Genomic DNA, 14,191 nt, shown 5'->3' on the forward strand with positions numbered 1-14,191 from the left:
CGCGCAATGGGCATGAAGACAGACCCGCAGTATAGCCCAGCCCCCGCCGCCGGCCCGGAGCTGGAAGAAGACGAGGACTGCCTGCTGGCGGTGGTCCCGGCGGAGCTGCACGACAGCCGCCTGGACGTGGCCGCGGCGCAGAGCTACCCCGACTACTCGCGGATGCGCCTGAAAGCCTGGATCGAGCAGGGACGGCTGGCGCTGAACGGCACCCCCTGCACCAAGCCGCGCCAGGCGGTGGCGGCCGGCGATCGTCTGGAGCTCAGGCCCGAGGCCAGTGCCGAGTCCGCGCTGACGCCACAGAACCTGCCGCTAAACGTGGTGTATGCCGATGCCCATCTGCTGGTGCTCAACAAGCCCGCCGGCCTCACCGTGCATCCCGGAGCCGGCGCGCCCGACGGCACCGTGCAAAACGCCCTGCTGTATCACTATCCGCAGACCGCCACCGTGCCGCGCGCCGGGCTGATCCACCGCCTGGACAAGGACACCACCGGCCTGATGGTGGTGGCGCTCGACGAGGCCGCCCATACCGGCCTGACCGCGGCGATGGCGCGTCGCGAGATCCGCCGCGAGTACGACGCCCTGGTCAACGGCAGCCTGGTGGTCGGCGGCACCATCGACGCCCCTCTGGGGCGGCATCCACGTGACCGCATCAAGCGGGCGGTGGTGCTGGGTGGCCGGCCGGCGATCACCCATTACAAGGTCAGCGAGCGTTTCGCCTGGCACACGCTGCTGCGGGTGCGCCTGGAGACCGGCCGCACCCACCAGATCCGCGTCCACCTCGCCCACATCAAGTATCCGGTGACCGGCGATCCGGTCTACGGCGGCGAGACCTTTCGGGCGCGTGGCGCCAGTGCCGAGCTGCGTGCGGCGGTGTCCGGCCTGGGCCGGCAGGCCCTGCACGCTACGGCGCTGGGTTTCGAGCATCCGGTGACCGGCGAGTTGCTGAGTTTCACCGCGCCGCGTCCTGCGGATTTCGAGGCTCTGCTGGCGCTGCTACGGCGGGAATCGGCGGTATGAGTCTGGAGCTGATCCGTCCCGACTGGCCGGCACCGCCCGGCGTGCGGGCATTCAGCAGCACGCGCGCCGGCGGCGTCAGCCTCGCCCCCTACGACAGTCTCAATCTGGGCGGCCACGTCGGGGATCGCCCCGAGGCAGTGGCCGAGAACCGTCGGCGGCTGGTCGAGCAGGCGGCGCTGCCGCGCGAGCCGGTTTGGCTCGATCAGGTGCACGGCGTGCGGGTGCTGCGCCTGGATGCGGATACGCCGCAGGGCGAGACCGCCGACGCCTGCTGGACCGACGCAGCGGGCGTGCCCTGTGCGGTGATGAGCGCCGACTGCCTGCCGGTGCTGCTCTGTTCGCGCGACGGTCGCTATGTCGCCGCCGCCCATGCCGGCTGGCGCGGACTGGTCCACGGGGTGCTTGAGGCGACACTGGCGGCGCTGCCGGTGGCGCCGGCCGAACTGCTGGCCTGGATGGGGCCGGCGATCGGACCCGAGGCCTTTCAGGTGGGTGAGGAGGTGCACGCCGCCTTTGTCGCCGCCGCGCCTGAGGACGCGCGCCATTTCACCGCCGATGGCGAGCGCTGGCGCGCCGATCTGTTCGGCTTGGCGCGGGCCAGGCTGCACCGCGCCGGGCTCAGCGCGGTGTATGGCGGTGGGCTATGCACCTACAGCCAGACGGCGCGGTTTTTCTCGCACCGGCGCGACGGCCGCAGTGGGCGCATCGTTAGCCTGATCTGGCGCGACCCAGAGTAAAAACTCTTGTTGCGCAGTTTGTTGCGGCTTTGATACAAAGCGGCAACACCGGCCTTTCGGGGCTGCAATCCCCCAGTTCTAGTTTCGTGGGGCGCCATCATGGGGCGTACCTGACGACGGGGTCACTGTAGGCGTCTGGCCTGCATCAATAAGTCATGAATTACCGTACTGGAGGGGAGATGCATCGCATGAATTTCGTCAGAGCTGTCCCGCGCTTGAGCCGCCGCTCGCTATCCGCGCTGCTCGTGCTGGCCGCGTTCAGCACGCCGGTCGCTGCGTTCGAATTCGATCTCGCCGGGAATACGGTGAAGGTGGAAAACCTGTTCACCGTCGGCGCGCTGATGCGCATGCAGGATCGCGACAGCACCCTGGTTGGCAAATCCTCGCTGAACCCCGGCATCTGCGTCAGCCGCGCCGCGGGTAGCTACGACGGGGACGACCGCGAATACGCGGGCCATACCTGCAATGCCGGTGAGCCTGCGGATGGGTACGACAATGCCAACAAGTTCTTTGTCGCGCAGCCCGGTGCTTACTCGCCCAATGGCGACAACGGCAATCTCAATTTCGACAAGTACGACGTGGTGGCAGCGACTACCAAGCTGACCTCGGACATCTCCTTTTCACTGGGCGAGTTCAATTTCTTCACCCGTACCACCGGCTACTTCGACAGCCAGTACGCCAATCTCAAGGAGCGGCACCCGGACGCCACCGCGCAGCCGGGCGAGACGGACGTCCCCAACGACGTCCGCGAACTGACCGGCGCGCGCCTGAAGTTTCTCGACTACTTCGTCAGCCGCCGCTTCGAGTTCGCCGACCGCGCCTTCAACTTCAAACTGGGCAACCAGGTGCTGAACTGGGGTGAGAGTGCGTTCCTGCTGCCCAACTCGCTGAACGCCATCAATCCGCCGGACCAGGCCATCCTGCGCGTTCCGGGCTTCGATCTGAAGGAACTGTCGCAGCCGGTGGGCATGGCCCTGCTCGAAGGCGATGTGATCGACAACCTTGGCTTTCAGTTGTTCTACCAGTACGACTGGGAGCCGGTCATCCCTGACCCAGTGGGTAGCTACTTCTCCACTTCCGACATCGTCGGCGCTGGTGGCGACTACGCCATGCTGTCGTTCTCCAAGGCGCCGGAAGATCCGGGCCAGCTCTACGAGCCGGCACGCAATCCCGACGACCCCGCCTACATCCTCGGGTCTCACTCTAGCCGCACGCTCCTGGTCGATCACGCGGCCACCGATGCCCGCCTGCCTCAGGGTGGTGGACAGTACGGTCTGGCGCTGAAGGGCTTTTTGGAAAACTTCAACAACGGCACCGAGCTGGCCTTTTACTTCGCCAACTACCACGCCCGCATTCCCAGCATCTCGGGCTTCGCCGCCGATGCCACCTGTTTGCCCGATCCCATCCTCGGAACGCCGGTGGACAACCTACTGCAGATTGCGGTGAGCTGCGGCGCGCTGGATCCCACTGATCCCACCGCTACTGCGCAGTTTCTGGCCGGGACCCTGCCGCAGTTGGCGGCGGGCAATCTCCAGTTGGCCCTGCCGCGCGAGGCACTGCCGCTGGACAGTGCCCGGCTGTTCATCGAATACCCCGAGAACATCCAGATGTACGGCATGTCGTTCAACACCACCTTGGGCGACTTCGCGGTCTCGGGTGAGTATGTCTACCGGCCCAACCTGCCGATCCAGATCCACTCCACCGATCTGGTCTTCGCGCTGCTGCAGCCGGCTTTCCCCAGCGAGGATCTGGATCTGGGCATAGCCGTGCTGCCGGGCCGCCGCTCGGCGGTGCCGGACTTCATCGCCACCAACTACCGCGGCGAGGCGCCCACCGCCGGCAGCTATGTGCGCGGCTGGGAGCCGATGAAGATCGGCCAGGCCAATCTCAACATCCTGAAGACCATCGGCGGCGACAATCCCTTCGGCGCTTCGCAGATCACCTTGCTGCTGGAACTGGGCCACACGCACGTCTTCGATATGCCGGGCCTGGATGAGCTGCAGTTCAACGGCGCCGGCACCGACAGCCACATCTCCAGTGGCGCCGACGGCAGCATCGGCATCAATCCGCGCGATGTCCGCACCAATCCCAACGATCCCTCTACCAATGCCGCCGACGGCGACCCGACGGTGCGGCAGAATCCCACCGCCTGGTACGACACCGGCGGCTTCGGCACTGCCGATTCCTACGGCTACCGCCTGGTCACCCTGCTGCGCTACGACAGCGCGCTGTATGGCGCCAATGTCGAATTCCTCAACACCTTCTTCCACGATGTCGAGGGCGTGGGGCCGGGGCTGGGTCAGAACTTCGTCGAGGGCCGCAAGCAGATTCTGTCCGGCATCCGGGTCGACTACCTGTCCCGCTTCATCGGCGAACTGCGTTACACCTGGTTCACCGGCGGCGGCATTCGCGATCCGTTGCGCGACCGCGACAACCTGCTCTTGTCCTTCGGCTATCAGTTCTGAGCTTGCGGGTCTGGGCAAATTCCGAGCGGGGGAGCAGCGAAAGCCGGTTTGACCGTGTAGGATTCCGGCAGCGTTCGCCCCTCAAGGGCGAGCCTGCTGGGAGGAGACCTCGGCAGCTAGCCGCAGGTATTCATCAAGATAAGGTGAGCACATGAAGAAGCGGGATCAAAAGACCCTGACCGTATTGGCCGGCGTTGTCCTGGCCACTTTCGCCGGACTGCTGATAGCTCAGGAGCCGAGCGATACCGCGACCGACGAGAGCGCCGAGGCCCCCGCCGAGCCAGTTGCAGCTCCGGTTAAGCCACGCCCCTCCGAGTTGGCGCCCCTGGCCCCCCGGGGTCTGATGCTCGATGTCACCAATTCCGGCAAACATCTGTTCGCGGTCGGTGATCGCGGCACCATCCTGGTTTCCAACAACAGCCGCGACTGGGCACAGGTGCAGACGCCGGTGCGCTCGCCGCTGACTGGAATTGCCTTCGCCGACGAGAACGTCGGCTATGCCGTCGGCCACGACGCGGTGATCCTGAAGACCACCGATGCCGGCAAGAGCTGGCTATTACAGAACTTCCAGCCAGAGCTGGAAAAGCCGTTCTTGGACGTGATTGCGCTGGATGCCGACAACGTCATCGCTGTTGGCGGCTACGGCATCATGTACCGCACCACCGATGGCGGGGCGACCTGGACAGAGGCCGACGCGCCTGCGGTGCGGGCTGACGAGTTGCATCTGAACGCCATCAGCAAGCTGGGCAATGGCAGCCTGTTGGTGGTGGGTGAGCAGGGCACCATGGGGGTCTCCACTGATGCCGGCAGCACCTGGGAGAAGCTGACCTCCCCCTACGACGGTTCGCTCTACGGCGCCATCCCGGTCGGCAGCGCCGGCGCCCTGATCTATGGCCTGCGCGGCAATGTCTACCGCAGCGACGACGTCAAGAGCGGGCAGTGGACGCAGGTCAACGTCGATACCGTGTCCTCTTTCTTCGGCGGAGCGGCGCTGGCAGATGGCGGTGTGGCTCTGGTGGGCCTGGCCGGCAAGGTGCTCAAGCTCGACGCCAGCGGCGGCGTGCTACCGGTGACGGTGACCACGCCGCGCACCGACGCCAACGGCAATACCACTGACAAGGAAGTGACCGGCAGCTTCGCCGCTGCCGTGGCCTGGGCCGGACGCCTGGTGGTGGTCGGTGAGCAGGGCGTGCAGAGCGTCAAGATCAACTAGCGATCTGGCGTTTCGGCGGTATTCATTCCATAGCGGTCCCGGCGGCGGACCACAGCAGCGCGCGTTAGCCAACGCGTGCAGATCAGCGGGGAGCTTCGATACATGAGCGACAACGGAACCTTGACCAAGTCCCAGAAGATCCTGCGGGCCATTGAGCCGCTGATCTATGCGCGCCGCTGGTTGACCATGGGCATCCTCTTGGCCCTCACCGCGTTCTTCGCGGTGGTGGCTTCGACCATGAAGCCGGACGCCGGCTACGACAAGTCGATCCCGCTCGAGCACGACTACATGAAGGTGCTCAAGCAGTATCAGGCCGAGTTCGGTTCTGCCAACAACGTGCTGGTGGCGCTGATCCAGAAGGAGGGCAAGGGCGAGATCTACAACGGTGAGTTTCTGGCCTCGCTGAAGGCCGCTACCGATGAGGTGTTCTTCCTGCCAGGCGTCGACCGCTCGCGAGTGTCCTCGCTGTTCACCCCTGACGTGCGCTATGTCGAAGTAGTGGAAGGCGGCTTCAAGGGTGGCAACGTCATCCCGGCCGAATACCAGCCCACCGACGAGATGTACGCCCTGGTCAAGGGCAATGTGAACAAGGGTGGTCACGTCGGCCGCTACACCACCAATGACCAGCGCGGCGCGGCGATCTATTCCGAGTTGCTGGAGGTCGATCCGGTCAGTGGCGAGAAGCTCGACTACGGCTCGGTGGCCCGCATCCTGGAAGACAAGGTGCGCGGCCGCTTCATGAGCCCGAAGAAATACGTCTACAAGCTCACCGGCGACTATGAATCGATCCCGGCTGGCACCGTGGTCGGCGAGCGCTTCAGCCTGCCGCAGGGTTTCCTCAACAAGGCGCTCGATCGGCTCTACAAGTTTGACTACAAGTACCAGCCCAGTCCCGACGAGGCGCCGCAGCTGGTCCGTATCGGCATCCAGCACACCAGCTACGAGGAAATCGACAACCCGCAGTACAACCCCGACGTCAACGTCCACATCATTGGTTTCGCGAAGGTGGTCGGCGACATCATTGAGGAACTGGTGCCGGTGGTCGGCTTCTTCCTGCTCACCCTGGTGCTGACCCAGTTGCTGCTCTGGGCCTACCTGGGCAGCTTCAAGCTGGCCCTACTGCCCCTGGTGTGCTCGATCACCGCGGTGATCTGGGAATTCGGCCTGCTCAAGCTGTTCGGCAAGGGCCTGGACCCGTTCGCCATCCTGGTGCCCTTCCTGATCCTCTCGATCTCGGTCTCGCACGGCGTGCAGTACTGCAACGCCTGGGTCAGCGAGATTTCGATGAACAAGCGCAACAGCTTCGATGCCTCGCTGGAAACCTGGCGCCGTCTGGCGATCTACGGAACCATGGCGATCATGACCGGCGTGGTCGGCTTTGCGCTGATCGGCCTGATCCCGATCGACATCATCCGCGAGATGTCACTCAACGCCTGCCTGGGCATGGCGGCCATCGTCGTTACCAACAAGGTGATGATGCCGATCTGGCTGACCTGGATCGACATCGGCGACCCCAAGGCCTTTGCCGAGAAGCAGGAAAAGCGCGACGCGATCTTTGATCCACTCTGGCGTCTGCTGTCGCTGATGACCAACGCCAAGCCGGCCATCGTCGCCATCCTGATCGCGGGGCTGCTCCTGGGCTGGAGTCTGTGGAAGGGCAAGGAACTCCAGGTAGGTGACAGTCAGGCCGGCGTCCCCGAACTGCTGCCGGATTCCCGCTACAACAATGACACCGCGGCGGTGCAGGCCAACTTCGCAATCGGCACCGACATCATCAAGGTGATCGCCGAGACCGAGCCGGAAGCCTGCGTGAAGTACGAGGTGATGGATCAGATCGACCGCTTCGGCTGGCGCATGGACAACACCGAGGGCGTGCAGTCCACCATCTCGCTGCCCTGGGCCGCGCGGCAGGTCAACCTGGCCTTCTCCGAAGCCAGCCCCAAGTACAAGGTGCTGCCCCGCAACCAGTACACGATGGTGCAGGCGATCACTCCGATCCCGACCTCGTCCGGCCTGCTGTCGGCCAACTGCTCGGCGATGGCGGTGATGGTGTTCACCCGCGATCACAAGGCCTCCACGCTGGAGCGCATCGTCCATGAGGTGGGCATCTACAACCAGGAGAACGCGACCGAGTTCTACGAGGTGCACGACGACGTCAACGGCCAGTACTGCGCCGACAAACTCACCGCCCGGCGCGAGCTGGGTGCGGCCAAGGTCGCTCTGCAACGGCAGACCGAGAAGCTGAGGAAGTCCAACAAGGGCATCAGCGACGAGCAGGTGGCAGAAAACGCCAAGATCCAGGAGCTGACCGCCGCCATCGGCGCCGCCGACGAGAAGCACAAGAGCTTCGACAAGGTTTGCCCGGTGAACTTCGCGCTGGCTTCCGGCCAGGTGGGTGTGATGGCCGCGACCAACGAAGAGGTGCATCGCCTGGAAAAGCCGATTCTCTACATCGTCTACATCGGCATCGCGATCTGCGTGTTCCTGAGCTTCTTCGAGTGGCAGTCGATTGTCGCCATCATGATGCCCCTGGCCCTGGTCAGCTGGATGGCCTATGCGGTCATGGCCATTCTCGGTATCGGCATGAAGACGGCGACGCTACCGGTGGTGGCGCTGGCGGCGGGTGTCGGCGTCGACTACGGCATCTACATCTACGCGACCTTCGCCGACGCCCTGGCCGCCGGCTATCGCTACAAGGAGGCCTACTTCAAGACGCTGAAGATGACCGGCAAGGCCGTGGCCTTCACCGGCCTGACGCTGGCCTTCGGTGTGGCGACCTGGCTGTGGTCGGGGCTGCAGTTCCAGCGGGATATGGGCAAGCTGCTGATGTTCATGTTCATCGCCAATATGTTCGGCGCCCTGTTGCTGTTGCCGGCCATCGCCACGTTCCTGCTGAAGCCGAAGGAACTGGCGCCCGGCGAGCAGCCGGTGTTCAAGCCGCGTCACTGAGGCCGGAACATAAAAAGGCCCGGGCATTGCCCGGGCTTTTTTTGTGGCCTTTCGTTTGTCGAGGGTCTTAGTCGGCGTCAGTGCCGCCGGGGCGTCGGTACTCTGGACATTCCACCTGGGTAAGACTGCGGGTCTCCAGGCACAGGGCAGTCAGCCGGCCGCCCCACACCGCCCCGGTGTCCAGACCCCAGACCCGGTGCTCCGGCCAATGCACCTGGCCCAGGGTGGACCAGTGCCCGAACAGGATCTCGGCCTTGCGGCTGGCGCGTCCCGGCACCGCAAACCAGGGCATCAGGCCCTTGGGCTGGCTGCCGGGGGCGCCCTTGGGGTGCAGGTCCATGCGGCCATCGGCATCGCAGTAGCGCAGCCGGGTGTAGGCATTGACGATGAAGCGGCTGCGCCGGCTGCCGCGCAGGCTGGGGCTCCAGAGGCTGGGCTCGTCGCCATACATGCTGGATAGGAAGCGTGCATGATCTGGCCCCTGCAGCAGGCCCTCTACCTGCCGCGCCGCCCGGCGCGCCTGGGCGATGTTCCACTGCGGCGGCAGGCCGGCGTGCAGCAGCAGCCAGTGTTCGTGCTCATGCAGCAGTGGGCGATGGCGCAGCCAGTCCAGCAGTTCCTGCCGATCCGGGGCGGCCAGCAGCGCATCCAGGGTGTCGCGGCGGCCGGCGCGGCCACCGCAGGCGCGAGCCAGGAGGTGCAGGTCGTGGTTGCCAAGCACGCTCACTGCGCGCTCCCCCAGGCTGCGTATAAAGCGCAACACCTGCAAGGAGTCGGGGCCGCGATTCACCAGGTCGCCGGCGAACCAGAGCTGGTCCTTGGCGGGGTCAAAATTCAGACGGTCCAACAGGCGTTGCAGTGGCTCGAAGCAGCCTTGCAGGTCGCCGATTGCGTAGTGGCTCATTTGCTGGGTAATAGTCGATCAGAGAGCGGCGGACAGGCGGCGGTTTTTTGACGTTCGGGCGTCTTTGACACCCCCCATTTGTGATCCATACTGACTTCGCGGAGTTGGGGGGTTAATTTCCGCAGTTTTCGTAACTCGGTTACTCACTTATCCAGGAGCAGTGCCATGCTGAACTACATCAAGAAGTTCCTCAAAGACGAAGAAGGTGCCAGTGCCGTCGAATACGGTCTGGTGGTTGGTCTGATTGCCGTGGCCTTGGTGGTCATCATGGCGGCGTTTACCGGTAGTGGCGGTCTGTCGGGCGCGTTCGATACCATTTCCGCCAAGCTCACGACGGTCAAATGATCTCGTGCAAGGTCGCGATGCGGTAGTCGCGGCCCTGCTGCTTTGGGTGGTGGTGGTCGCCGTCTTCGACTGGCGGCAACGACGAGTTCCAAATTGGACTCTACTAGTGGTTCTGTTCCCGGCGGCCCTCGCCGTGCTAGTGCGCGGCGAGGGTTTACTGGGGGCGACTCCAATCGACAGCCTGTTTGGAGCTTGCGTTGGCGGCGGTCTGCTGATGCCGGGCTATCTCAGCGCTAAGTTGGGTGCGGGCGACGTTAAACTGGCCGCAGTTCACGGGGTGCTGCTCGGAGTTGTGGGGGTGCTGCAGGCCTTGCTGCTTTCGGCGCTGTTACTGGGGCTGATATCACTGCTGGTCCTGGTGGGATTAGGCCTGCGGAGAGCGAGAGGCCTGCGCCTACCTGCGGCGGTGGCTCTCGGTGGAGGGTTCGTTGCGGCTATGCTGCTGTCTCAATGGAGTGGCGCATGAATAAGAAGGAACTCAAAAGCGGACATTCCCGGAGGCGGCAATTCGGTGCTTCTGCGGTGGAATTCGCCTTGGTGTTCCCGGTTCTGTTCGCGCTGGTTTATGCAGTAATCGCATATTCCTACGTTTATGTGTTGCAGCAGGCGATCACCTACACCGCCCAGCATCTGGCGGAGTCGGCGGTTGCCGTAAATCCAACCCCGGCTTCCAGTTATACCGCGCGCATCCAGACCCGCGTGCAGCAACTGGCTGCCCAACAATTGCAGTGGCTGCAGCAACGCAGCTTGGTGGTCGGTGAGAACGGCGAGAAAGTCGTGCCTCAGTTCCAGGTCATCGATGGGAGTGATGTTGTCGTCATACGGCTTGAGCTGCCGTTAAAAAACCCCGATCTATTTCCGGCGATTACCTTCCCAGGTGGCTTTTCGATCCCGCCGATGCCCGATAGCTTGGTGGCGCAGGCGACGGCGCGCATTTGATTAAAGTTGTCCACGCTCCACGACCTAAGAATGGCGCGGACGTGTAAGAATCCAGCAGTGGGATTTCGAGGGATCGACAGAACATGAGCAGCACAGCGCTGAAAGTGGCAGCGGTAATCCTGGTGCTGTTGACCCTGGTGCTGGCCGCACTCGGGTTCAGCATGAGCCGAAACTACGCCACTCGCGCCGCCAAGGCCGAGGCGGAGGCCGCCAAGGTCGTCGGGCAGCAGGCGCCTCAGACGCTGGCCGTAGTGGCGCTCAAGCCGCTGGCCGCCTACAAGATCATCGGCCGGGACGATGTGTCCCTGGTGCCGGTGGCGGTCACCCCCACCGACTACTACGCCAACCTGGATGAAGTGGTCGGCCGGGTGCCGCTGGTGGATGTCGATGCCGGGGCGCCGATCACCCACCGCTATTTCAAGGAAGGGAACATCCTCGCCAAGGTGATTCCGCCCGGCCACCAGGCGCTGGCCCTGGAGGTCAACGAGGTGATCGCTACCGGCGGCTTCGTGCGCCCCGGCGACAACGTCGATGTGCTGGTCTATTTCCGCGGCGGCTCCGGCGTCACCGATGCGCAGTCGCGGGTGCTGCTGGAAAACGCCCGGGTACTGGCCTTCGAGGAGCAGATCATCGAGCGGCCTCAGGGGCTCAAGGAAGATGAGAAGCAGGATGCCAACCGCCGCCGTCAGCGCACCGCGGTGATCGCGGTGCCCGATGCCGACACCACTCGGGTGATGCTGGGTATGAGCCTGGGCGACATCCGCCTAGCCTTGCGCGGGCAGCAGACCGCGACCGCCGAAGAGGCGCCTGCCGAGGTGACCGAAGGCGGGCTGCCGCTGTCCGAGCCCGCCAAGACCGCCGCCAAGGATCAGAAGGTGCCGGACAAGGCCATCACCGCCGCCGAGCTGTCCAGGGTCAAGCCGCCGCCGGCTCTAGAGCGGAAGTTCGGCTCGCCCGCCGTGGTGGAAGTTATCCAGGGCTCGCAGGTCACCAAGGTATCCCAATGAAACGCGCAAGGAACGCATCGATGCAATCGGTATTCGCCGCATGCGGCATGGCCTGCATGCTGTTGCTGGGTACGGCCACCGCCACGGCGCAGGCGTCTTCCGACAGCCGGGTCATCGCGGTGGAGGCCGGCGTCCACAAGCTGCTGCGTCAGCCGCAGGAAGTGACCCGGGTTGCGGTCGGCGATCCGGCGGTCGCCGAGGTCACCGTGGTCAACCGTCGCGAGGTGCTGGTCACCGGTAAGAAGGTGGGTATCACCAGCCTATTGATCTGGCCCAAGGGGGCCGCTACCGCGCAGGAGTACCGCCTGCGCGTCGGGCCGGTGGTCGATCCGCTCAAGCCCAAGCTGGTTGATCCCGAAACCGCCAAGGCCAAGGCCGACGCCCAGGATGGTCTGACCGGCAGCACCGACAGCCTGTTGGCGCACCGTCGCGCCAAGATCGCCGCCGATCTGCAGGCGCTCAACCAGACCGGCAAGTCTGCCGCCGTGCCCGACCGCAGCAGCGTCGACCTCGACACCCAGGTGATGACCGAGGTGAAGATCGTCGAGGTCAAGCGCAGCGCTCTGCAACAGTTCGGGCTCAATCTCCTGAAGAACTCGTCCAACACAACGGCCGGCCTTTTTTCGTCCAGCTCCTCGGTCAGCGCGCCCAGTGTTCCAGGTAGTGGTGGTTCCCTGTCGGTCCCGTCCCCGATCAGCAATGCGTTCAACTTGGTGATCGGCAATCCCGCCGACGGCCTGCTGGGCATCCTCAGTGTGCTGGAGAACCGCGGACTGGCGCGCACCTATGCCGAGCCGACGCTGACCGCGATGAGCGGCCAGACTGCCAGCTTCCTGGCCGGCGGCGAGTTCCCGATCCCAGTCAGCCAGGGCGGCACCAATGGCAGTGTCACGGTCAATTACCGGGAGTTCGGCATTCGCCTGTCGCTGACGCCTACTGTGCTGTCGCGCGACCGCATCGCACTAAAGGTGGCGCCGGAAGTCAGCGACCTTGATTTCTCCGCGGGCATCACCTCCGGTGGCGTCACCGTGCCGGCACTCTCGGTACGGCGTACCGACACCACGGTGGAGCTGGGCGATGGCGAGAGCTTCGTGATTTCCGGCTTGGTCAGCAATACGATGATCAACAGCATCGACAAGGTGCCCTGGCTGGGCGATCTGCCGGTGATCGGTGCCTTCTTCAAGAACTCCAGCGTCAACCGCGAGCAGCGGGAGCTGGTGATGGTGGTGACGCCGCGGCTGGTGCGGCCGATTGCGCGCGATGCGCGCCGTCCGGCGCTGCCGGGTGCCGAGCTGGAGGCCTACAAGCCTTCGTTCGGGCAGCTGATGTTGTTCGAGAGTGGCAAGTTCGAGACGGAATCCTTCGGCTTCAGCAAGTAGCGCCACCTGCCCTCCCTTTCATGAGCTCAAAAGCCACTGCCTTCGTCATCGCCGACGATCCGGCCTATCAGCCTTGGTTGCAGACGGCACTGGGTTCCAGTGTCGATTGCAGCTTCACACGTCCGATCGACGCCGCCGACCTGCTTGGCCGGCTGGAGCGTGCTGGCAAGGTCGACCTGCTGTTCTGCGATTTTGAGGACTACAACGCTGCCGAGCGTGCGCTGCTGGTCGAAGCGGTGGTCGAGCGCTTTCCGGAGTTGCCGGTGGTCGGCATGGGTTCCAGCGAGGACGCCGCCACGGTCTTGACCGCGATGCGCTCCGGTGCCCGCGATTTCTTCGTGCTTCGCCGCGACGACAGCAAGCTTGCCATCCAGGTTGGCAAGCTGCTGCGCCGGGCCGGCGCCGCTGCCCAGGTGGCGGTGGCGGCTAATGTTGGCCAGGGCAAGCTGTATTCGGTGGTAGGCGCTCAGCCTTACGAGGCGATCGCCTTTCTGAGCACACATCTGGCGCTGTGCTTCGCCGAGCGCGCCCGCAATGGCGAGCGGGTTCTGCTGGTGGATGCGGCGATGCCGGCCGGTGCCGGCGCGATCTTTCTCAACCTCTCGCCCACCTACAGCCTGATCGACGCGGTGGCCGATGTGCACCGCTGCGACCAGACCCTGGTGGATACCGCCTTCACCCGCCATTCCAGCGGCGTCTACCTGCTTTCGCTGCCGGAAGACGGCATCGGTCGACCGGCGTTGCCGGCCGAGGATTTCGGCCGCCTGCTGGGGGTGCTTCGCAGCCTGTTCCAGGTTGTGGTGGTGGCGCTCGATGGGCAGAGCGGCACGCCGTTCCTGCGCGGGGCCATCAGCCAGTCCGACCGGGTACTGGTGCTGACCGACCAGTCGATCCTCAAGTCACGCCAGACCAAGTACCTGCTGCGCGCCCTGCGGCTGGAAGATGTCGGCCTCGACCGCGCCGGACTGGTGATCGACAACTATCGCCGCCGGCTGGGCCTGGAGCCGGCCAATCTGGCCGAACTGTTTGATTTGCCGCTACTGGCGACCCTGACCACCGAGGGCTACAACCGCATCCAGGCGATGAATTCCGGCGAGTCGCTGTTCTCGATCGCACCCAAAGACCCTTACTGTGATGCGGTGCGCAAGCTCGCCGGCGCTCTGCTGGTTGGCGCCGCCGCGCCGGTGGAAGCGGCCAATGGCGGTCTGCTGGGCCGTTTGTTCCGGTAAGGGA

General features: G+C 64.7%; 12 protein-coding genes. 11 read left to right on the top strand and 1 reads right to left on the bottom strand.

The annotated features are described in order from the left end of the window. Positions 1-6 precede the first annotated feature (6 nt). The 5 genes from rluD to AC3WT6_RS05220 all read left to right on the top strand — a co-directional run bounded on the left by rluD (position 7) and on the right by AC3WT6_RS05220 (position 8,384). Positions 7-1,020, top strand: coding sequence for a 23S rRNA pseudouridine(1911/1915/1917) synthase RluD (gene rluD / locus AC3WT6_RS05200; protein WP_492652495.1), 1,014 nt, complete (start codon positions 7-9; stop codon positions 1,018-1,020). Continuing rightward, positions 1,017-1,757, top strand: a complete 741-nt coding sequence (gene pgeF, locus AC3WT6_RS05205; RefSeq protein WP_492652496.1) for a peptidoglycan editing factor PgeF — start codon at positions 1,017-1,019, stop codon at positions 1,755-1,757. Before rluD ends, pgeF begins: the two co-directional genes overlap by 4 nt. A gap of 188 nt (positions 1,758-1,945) precedes the next feature. After that, positions 1,946-4,222, top strand: coding sequence for a DUF1302 domain-containing protein (locus AC3WT6_RS05210; protein WP_492652497.1), 2,277 nt, complete (start codon positions 1,946-1,948; stop codon positions 4,220-4,222). A gap of 151 nt (positions 4,223-4,373) precedes the next feature. After that, entirely contained in the window at positions 4,374-5,435 is a 1,062-nt protein-coding gene (locus AC3WT6_RS05215) for a WD40/YVTN/BNR-like repeat-containing protein (RefSeq protein ID WP_492652498.1), read from the top strand. Between the two features lie 102 nt (positions 5,436-5,537). Beyond that, the gene (locus AC3WT6_RS05220) at positions 5,538-8,384 is read left to right on the top strand and encodes an efflux RND transporter permease subunit (RefSeq protein WP_492652499.1); all 2,847 of its coding nucleotides are present in this window, start codon (positions 5,538-5,540) and stop codon (positions 8,382-8,384) included. Positions 8,385-8,451: 67 nt separating this feature from the next. Here the strand turns inward: AC3WT6_RS05220 and AC3WT6_RS05225 are convergent, their stop codons facing one another. Beyond that, positions 8,452-9,288, bottom strand: a complete 837-nt coding sequence (locus AC3WT6_RS05225) for a symmetrical bis(5'-nucleosyl)-tetraphosphatase (RefSeq protein ID WP_492652500.1) — start codon at positions 9,286-9,288, stop codon at positions 8,452-8,454. Positions 9,289-9,453: 165 nt separating this feature from the next. Here AC3WT6_RS05225 and AC3WT6_RS05230 point away from each other — a divergent pair, with 165 nt between their 5' ends. From AC3WT6_RS05230 to AC3WT6_RS05255, 6 genes are all read left to right on the top strand, one after another. Continuing rightward, entirely contained in the window at positions 9,454-9,633 is a 180-nt protein-coding gene (locus tag AC3WT6_RS05230) for a Flp family type IVb pilin (protein WP_492652501.1), read from the top strand. Between the two features lie 4 nt (positions 9,634-9,637). Beyond that, positions 9,638-10,099 carry an A24 family peptidase gene (locus tag AC3WT6_RS05235; RefSeq protein WP_492652502.1) on the top strand — a complete coding sequence of 154 codons (462 nt, stop codon included), beginning with the start codon at positions 9,638-9,640 and terminating at the stop codon, positions 10,097-10,099. Beyond that, positions 10,096-10,572, top strand: a complete 477-nt coding sequence (locus tag AC3WT6_RS05240; RefSeq protein ID WP_492652503.1) for a TadE/TadG family type IV pilus assembly protein — start codon at positions 10,096-10,098, stop codon at positions 10,570-10,572. The genes AC3WT6_RS05235 and AC3WT6_RS05240 overlap by 4 nt, the downstream gene beginning before the upstream one ends. Before the next feature lie 83 nt (positions 10,573-10,655). After that, positions 10,656-11,579 (top strand): Flp pilus assembly protein CpaB, encoded by a 924-nt coding sequence (gene cpaB / locus AC3WT6_RS05245; RefSeq protein WP_492652504.1) that lies wholly within the window; start codon positions 10,656-10,658, stop codon positions 11,577-11,579. Positions 11,580-11,599: 20 nt separating this feature from the next. After that, on the top strand, positions 11,600-12,958 hold the full coding sequence (locus tag AC3WT6_RS05250; RefSeq protein WP_492652505.1) for a type II and III secretion system protein family protein: 1,359 nt from the start codon (positions 11,600-11,602) through the stop codon (positions 12,956-12,958). 20 nt (positions 12,959-12,978) lie between these two features. Continuing rightward, positions 12,979-14,187 (top strand): CpaE/TadZ family protein, encoded by a 1,209-nt coding sequence (locus AC3WT6_RS05255; protein WP_492652506.1) that lies wholly within the window; start codon positions 12,979-12,981, stop codon positions 14,185-14,187. Positions 14,188-14,191: the final 4 nt, after the last annotated feature.

It is taken from the genome of Stagnimonas sp. FW305-C-60, from assembly GCF_058782965.1.

Coding starts and splice junctions, on each gene's coding strand:
- AC3WT6_RS05215 (WP_492652498.1), top strand. CDS start 4,374: ATGAAGAAGCGGGATCAAAAGACCCTGACCGTATTGGCCGGCGTTGTC.
- AC3WT6_RS05240 (WP_492652503.1), top strand. CDS start 10,096: ATGAATAAGAAGGAACTCAAAAGCGGACATTCCCGGAGGCGGCAATTC.
- rluD (WP_492652495.1), top strand. CDS start 7: ATGGGCATGAAGACAGACCCGCAGTATAGCCCAGCCCCCGCCGCCGGC.
- AC3WT6_RS05230 (WP_492652501.1), top strand. CDS start 9,454: ATGCTGAACTACATCAAGAAGTTCCTCAAAGACGAAGAAGGTGCCAGT.
- AC3WT6_RS05255 (WP_492652506.1), top strand. CDS start 12,979: ATGAGCTCAAAAGCCACTGCCTTCGTCATCGCCGACGATCCGGCCTAT.
- AC3WT6_RS05210 (WP_492652497.1), top strand. CDS start 1,946: ATGAATTTCGTCAGAGCTGTCCCGCGCTTGAGCCGCCGCTCGCTATCC.
- AC3WT6_RS05220 (WP_492652499.1), top strand. CDS start 5,538: ATGAGCGACAACGGAACCTTGACCAAGTCCCAGAAGATCCTGCGGGCC.
- AC3WT6_RS05250 (WP_492652505.1), top strand. CDS start 11,600: ATGCAATCGGTATTCGCCGCATGCGGCATGGCCTGCATGCTGTTGCTG.
- pgeF (WP_492652496.1), top strand. CDS start 1,017: ATGAGTCTGGAGCTGATCCGTCCCGACTGGCCGGCACCGCCCGGCGTG.
- AC3WT6_RS05225 (WP_492652500.1), bottom strand. CDS start 9,288: ATGAGCCACTACGCAATCGGCGACCTGCAAGGCTGCTTCGAGCCACTG.
- cpaB (WP_492652504.1), top strand. CDS start 10,656: ATGAGCAGCACAGCGCTGAAAGTGGCAGCGGTAATCCTGGTGCTGTTG.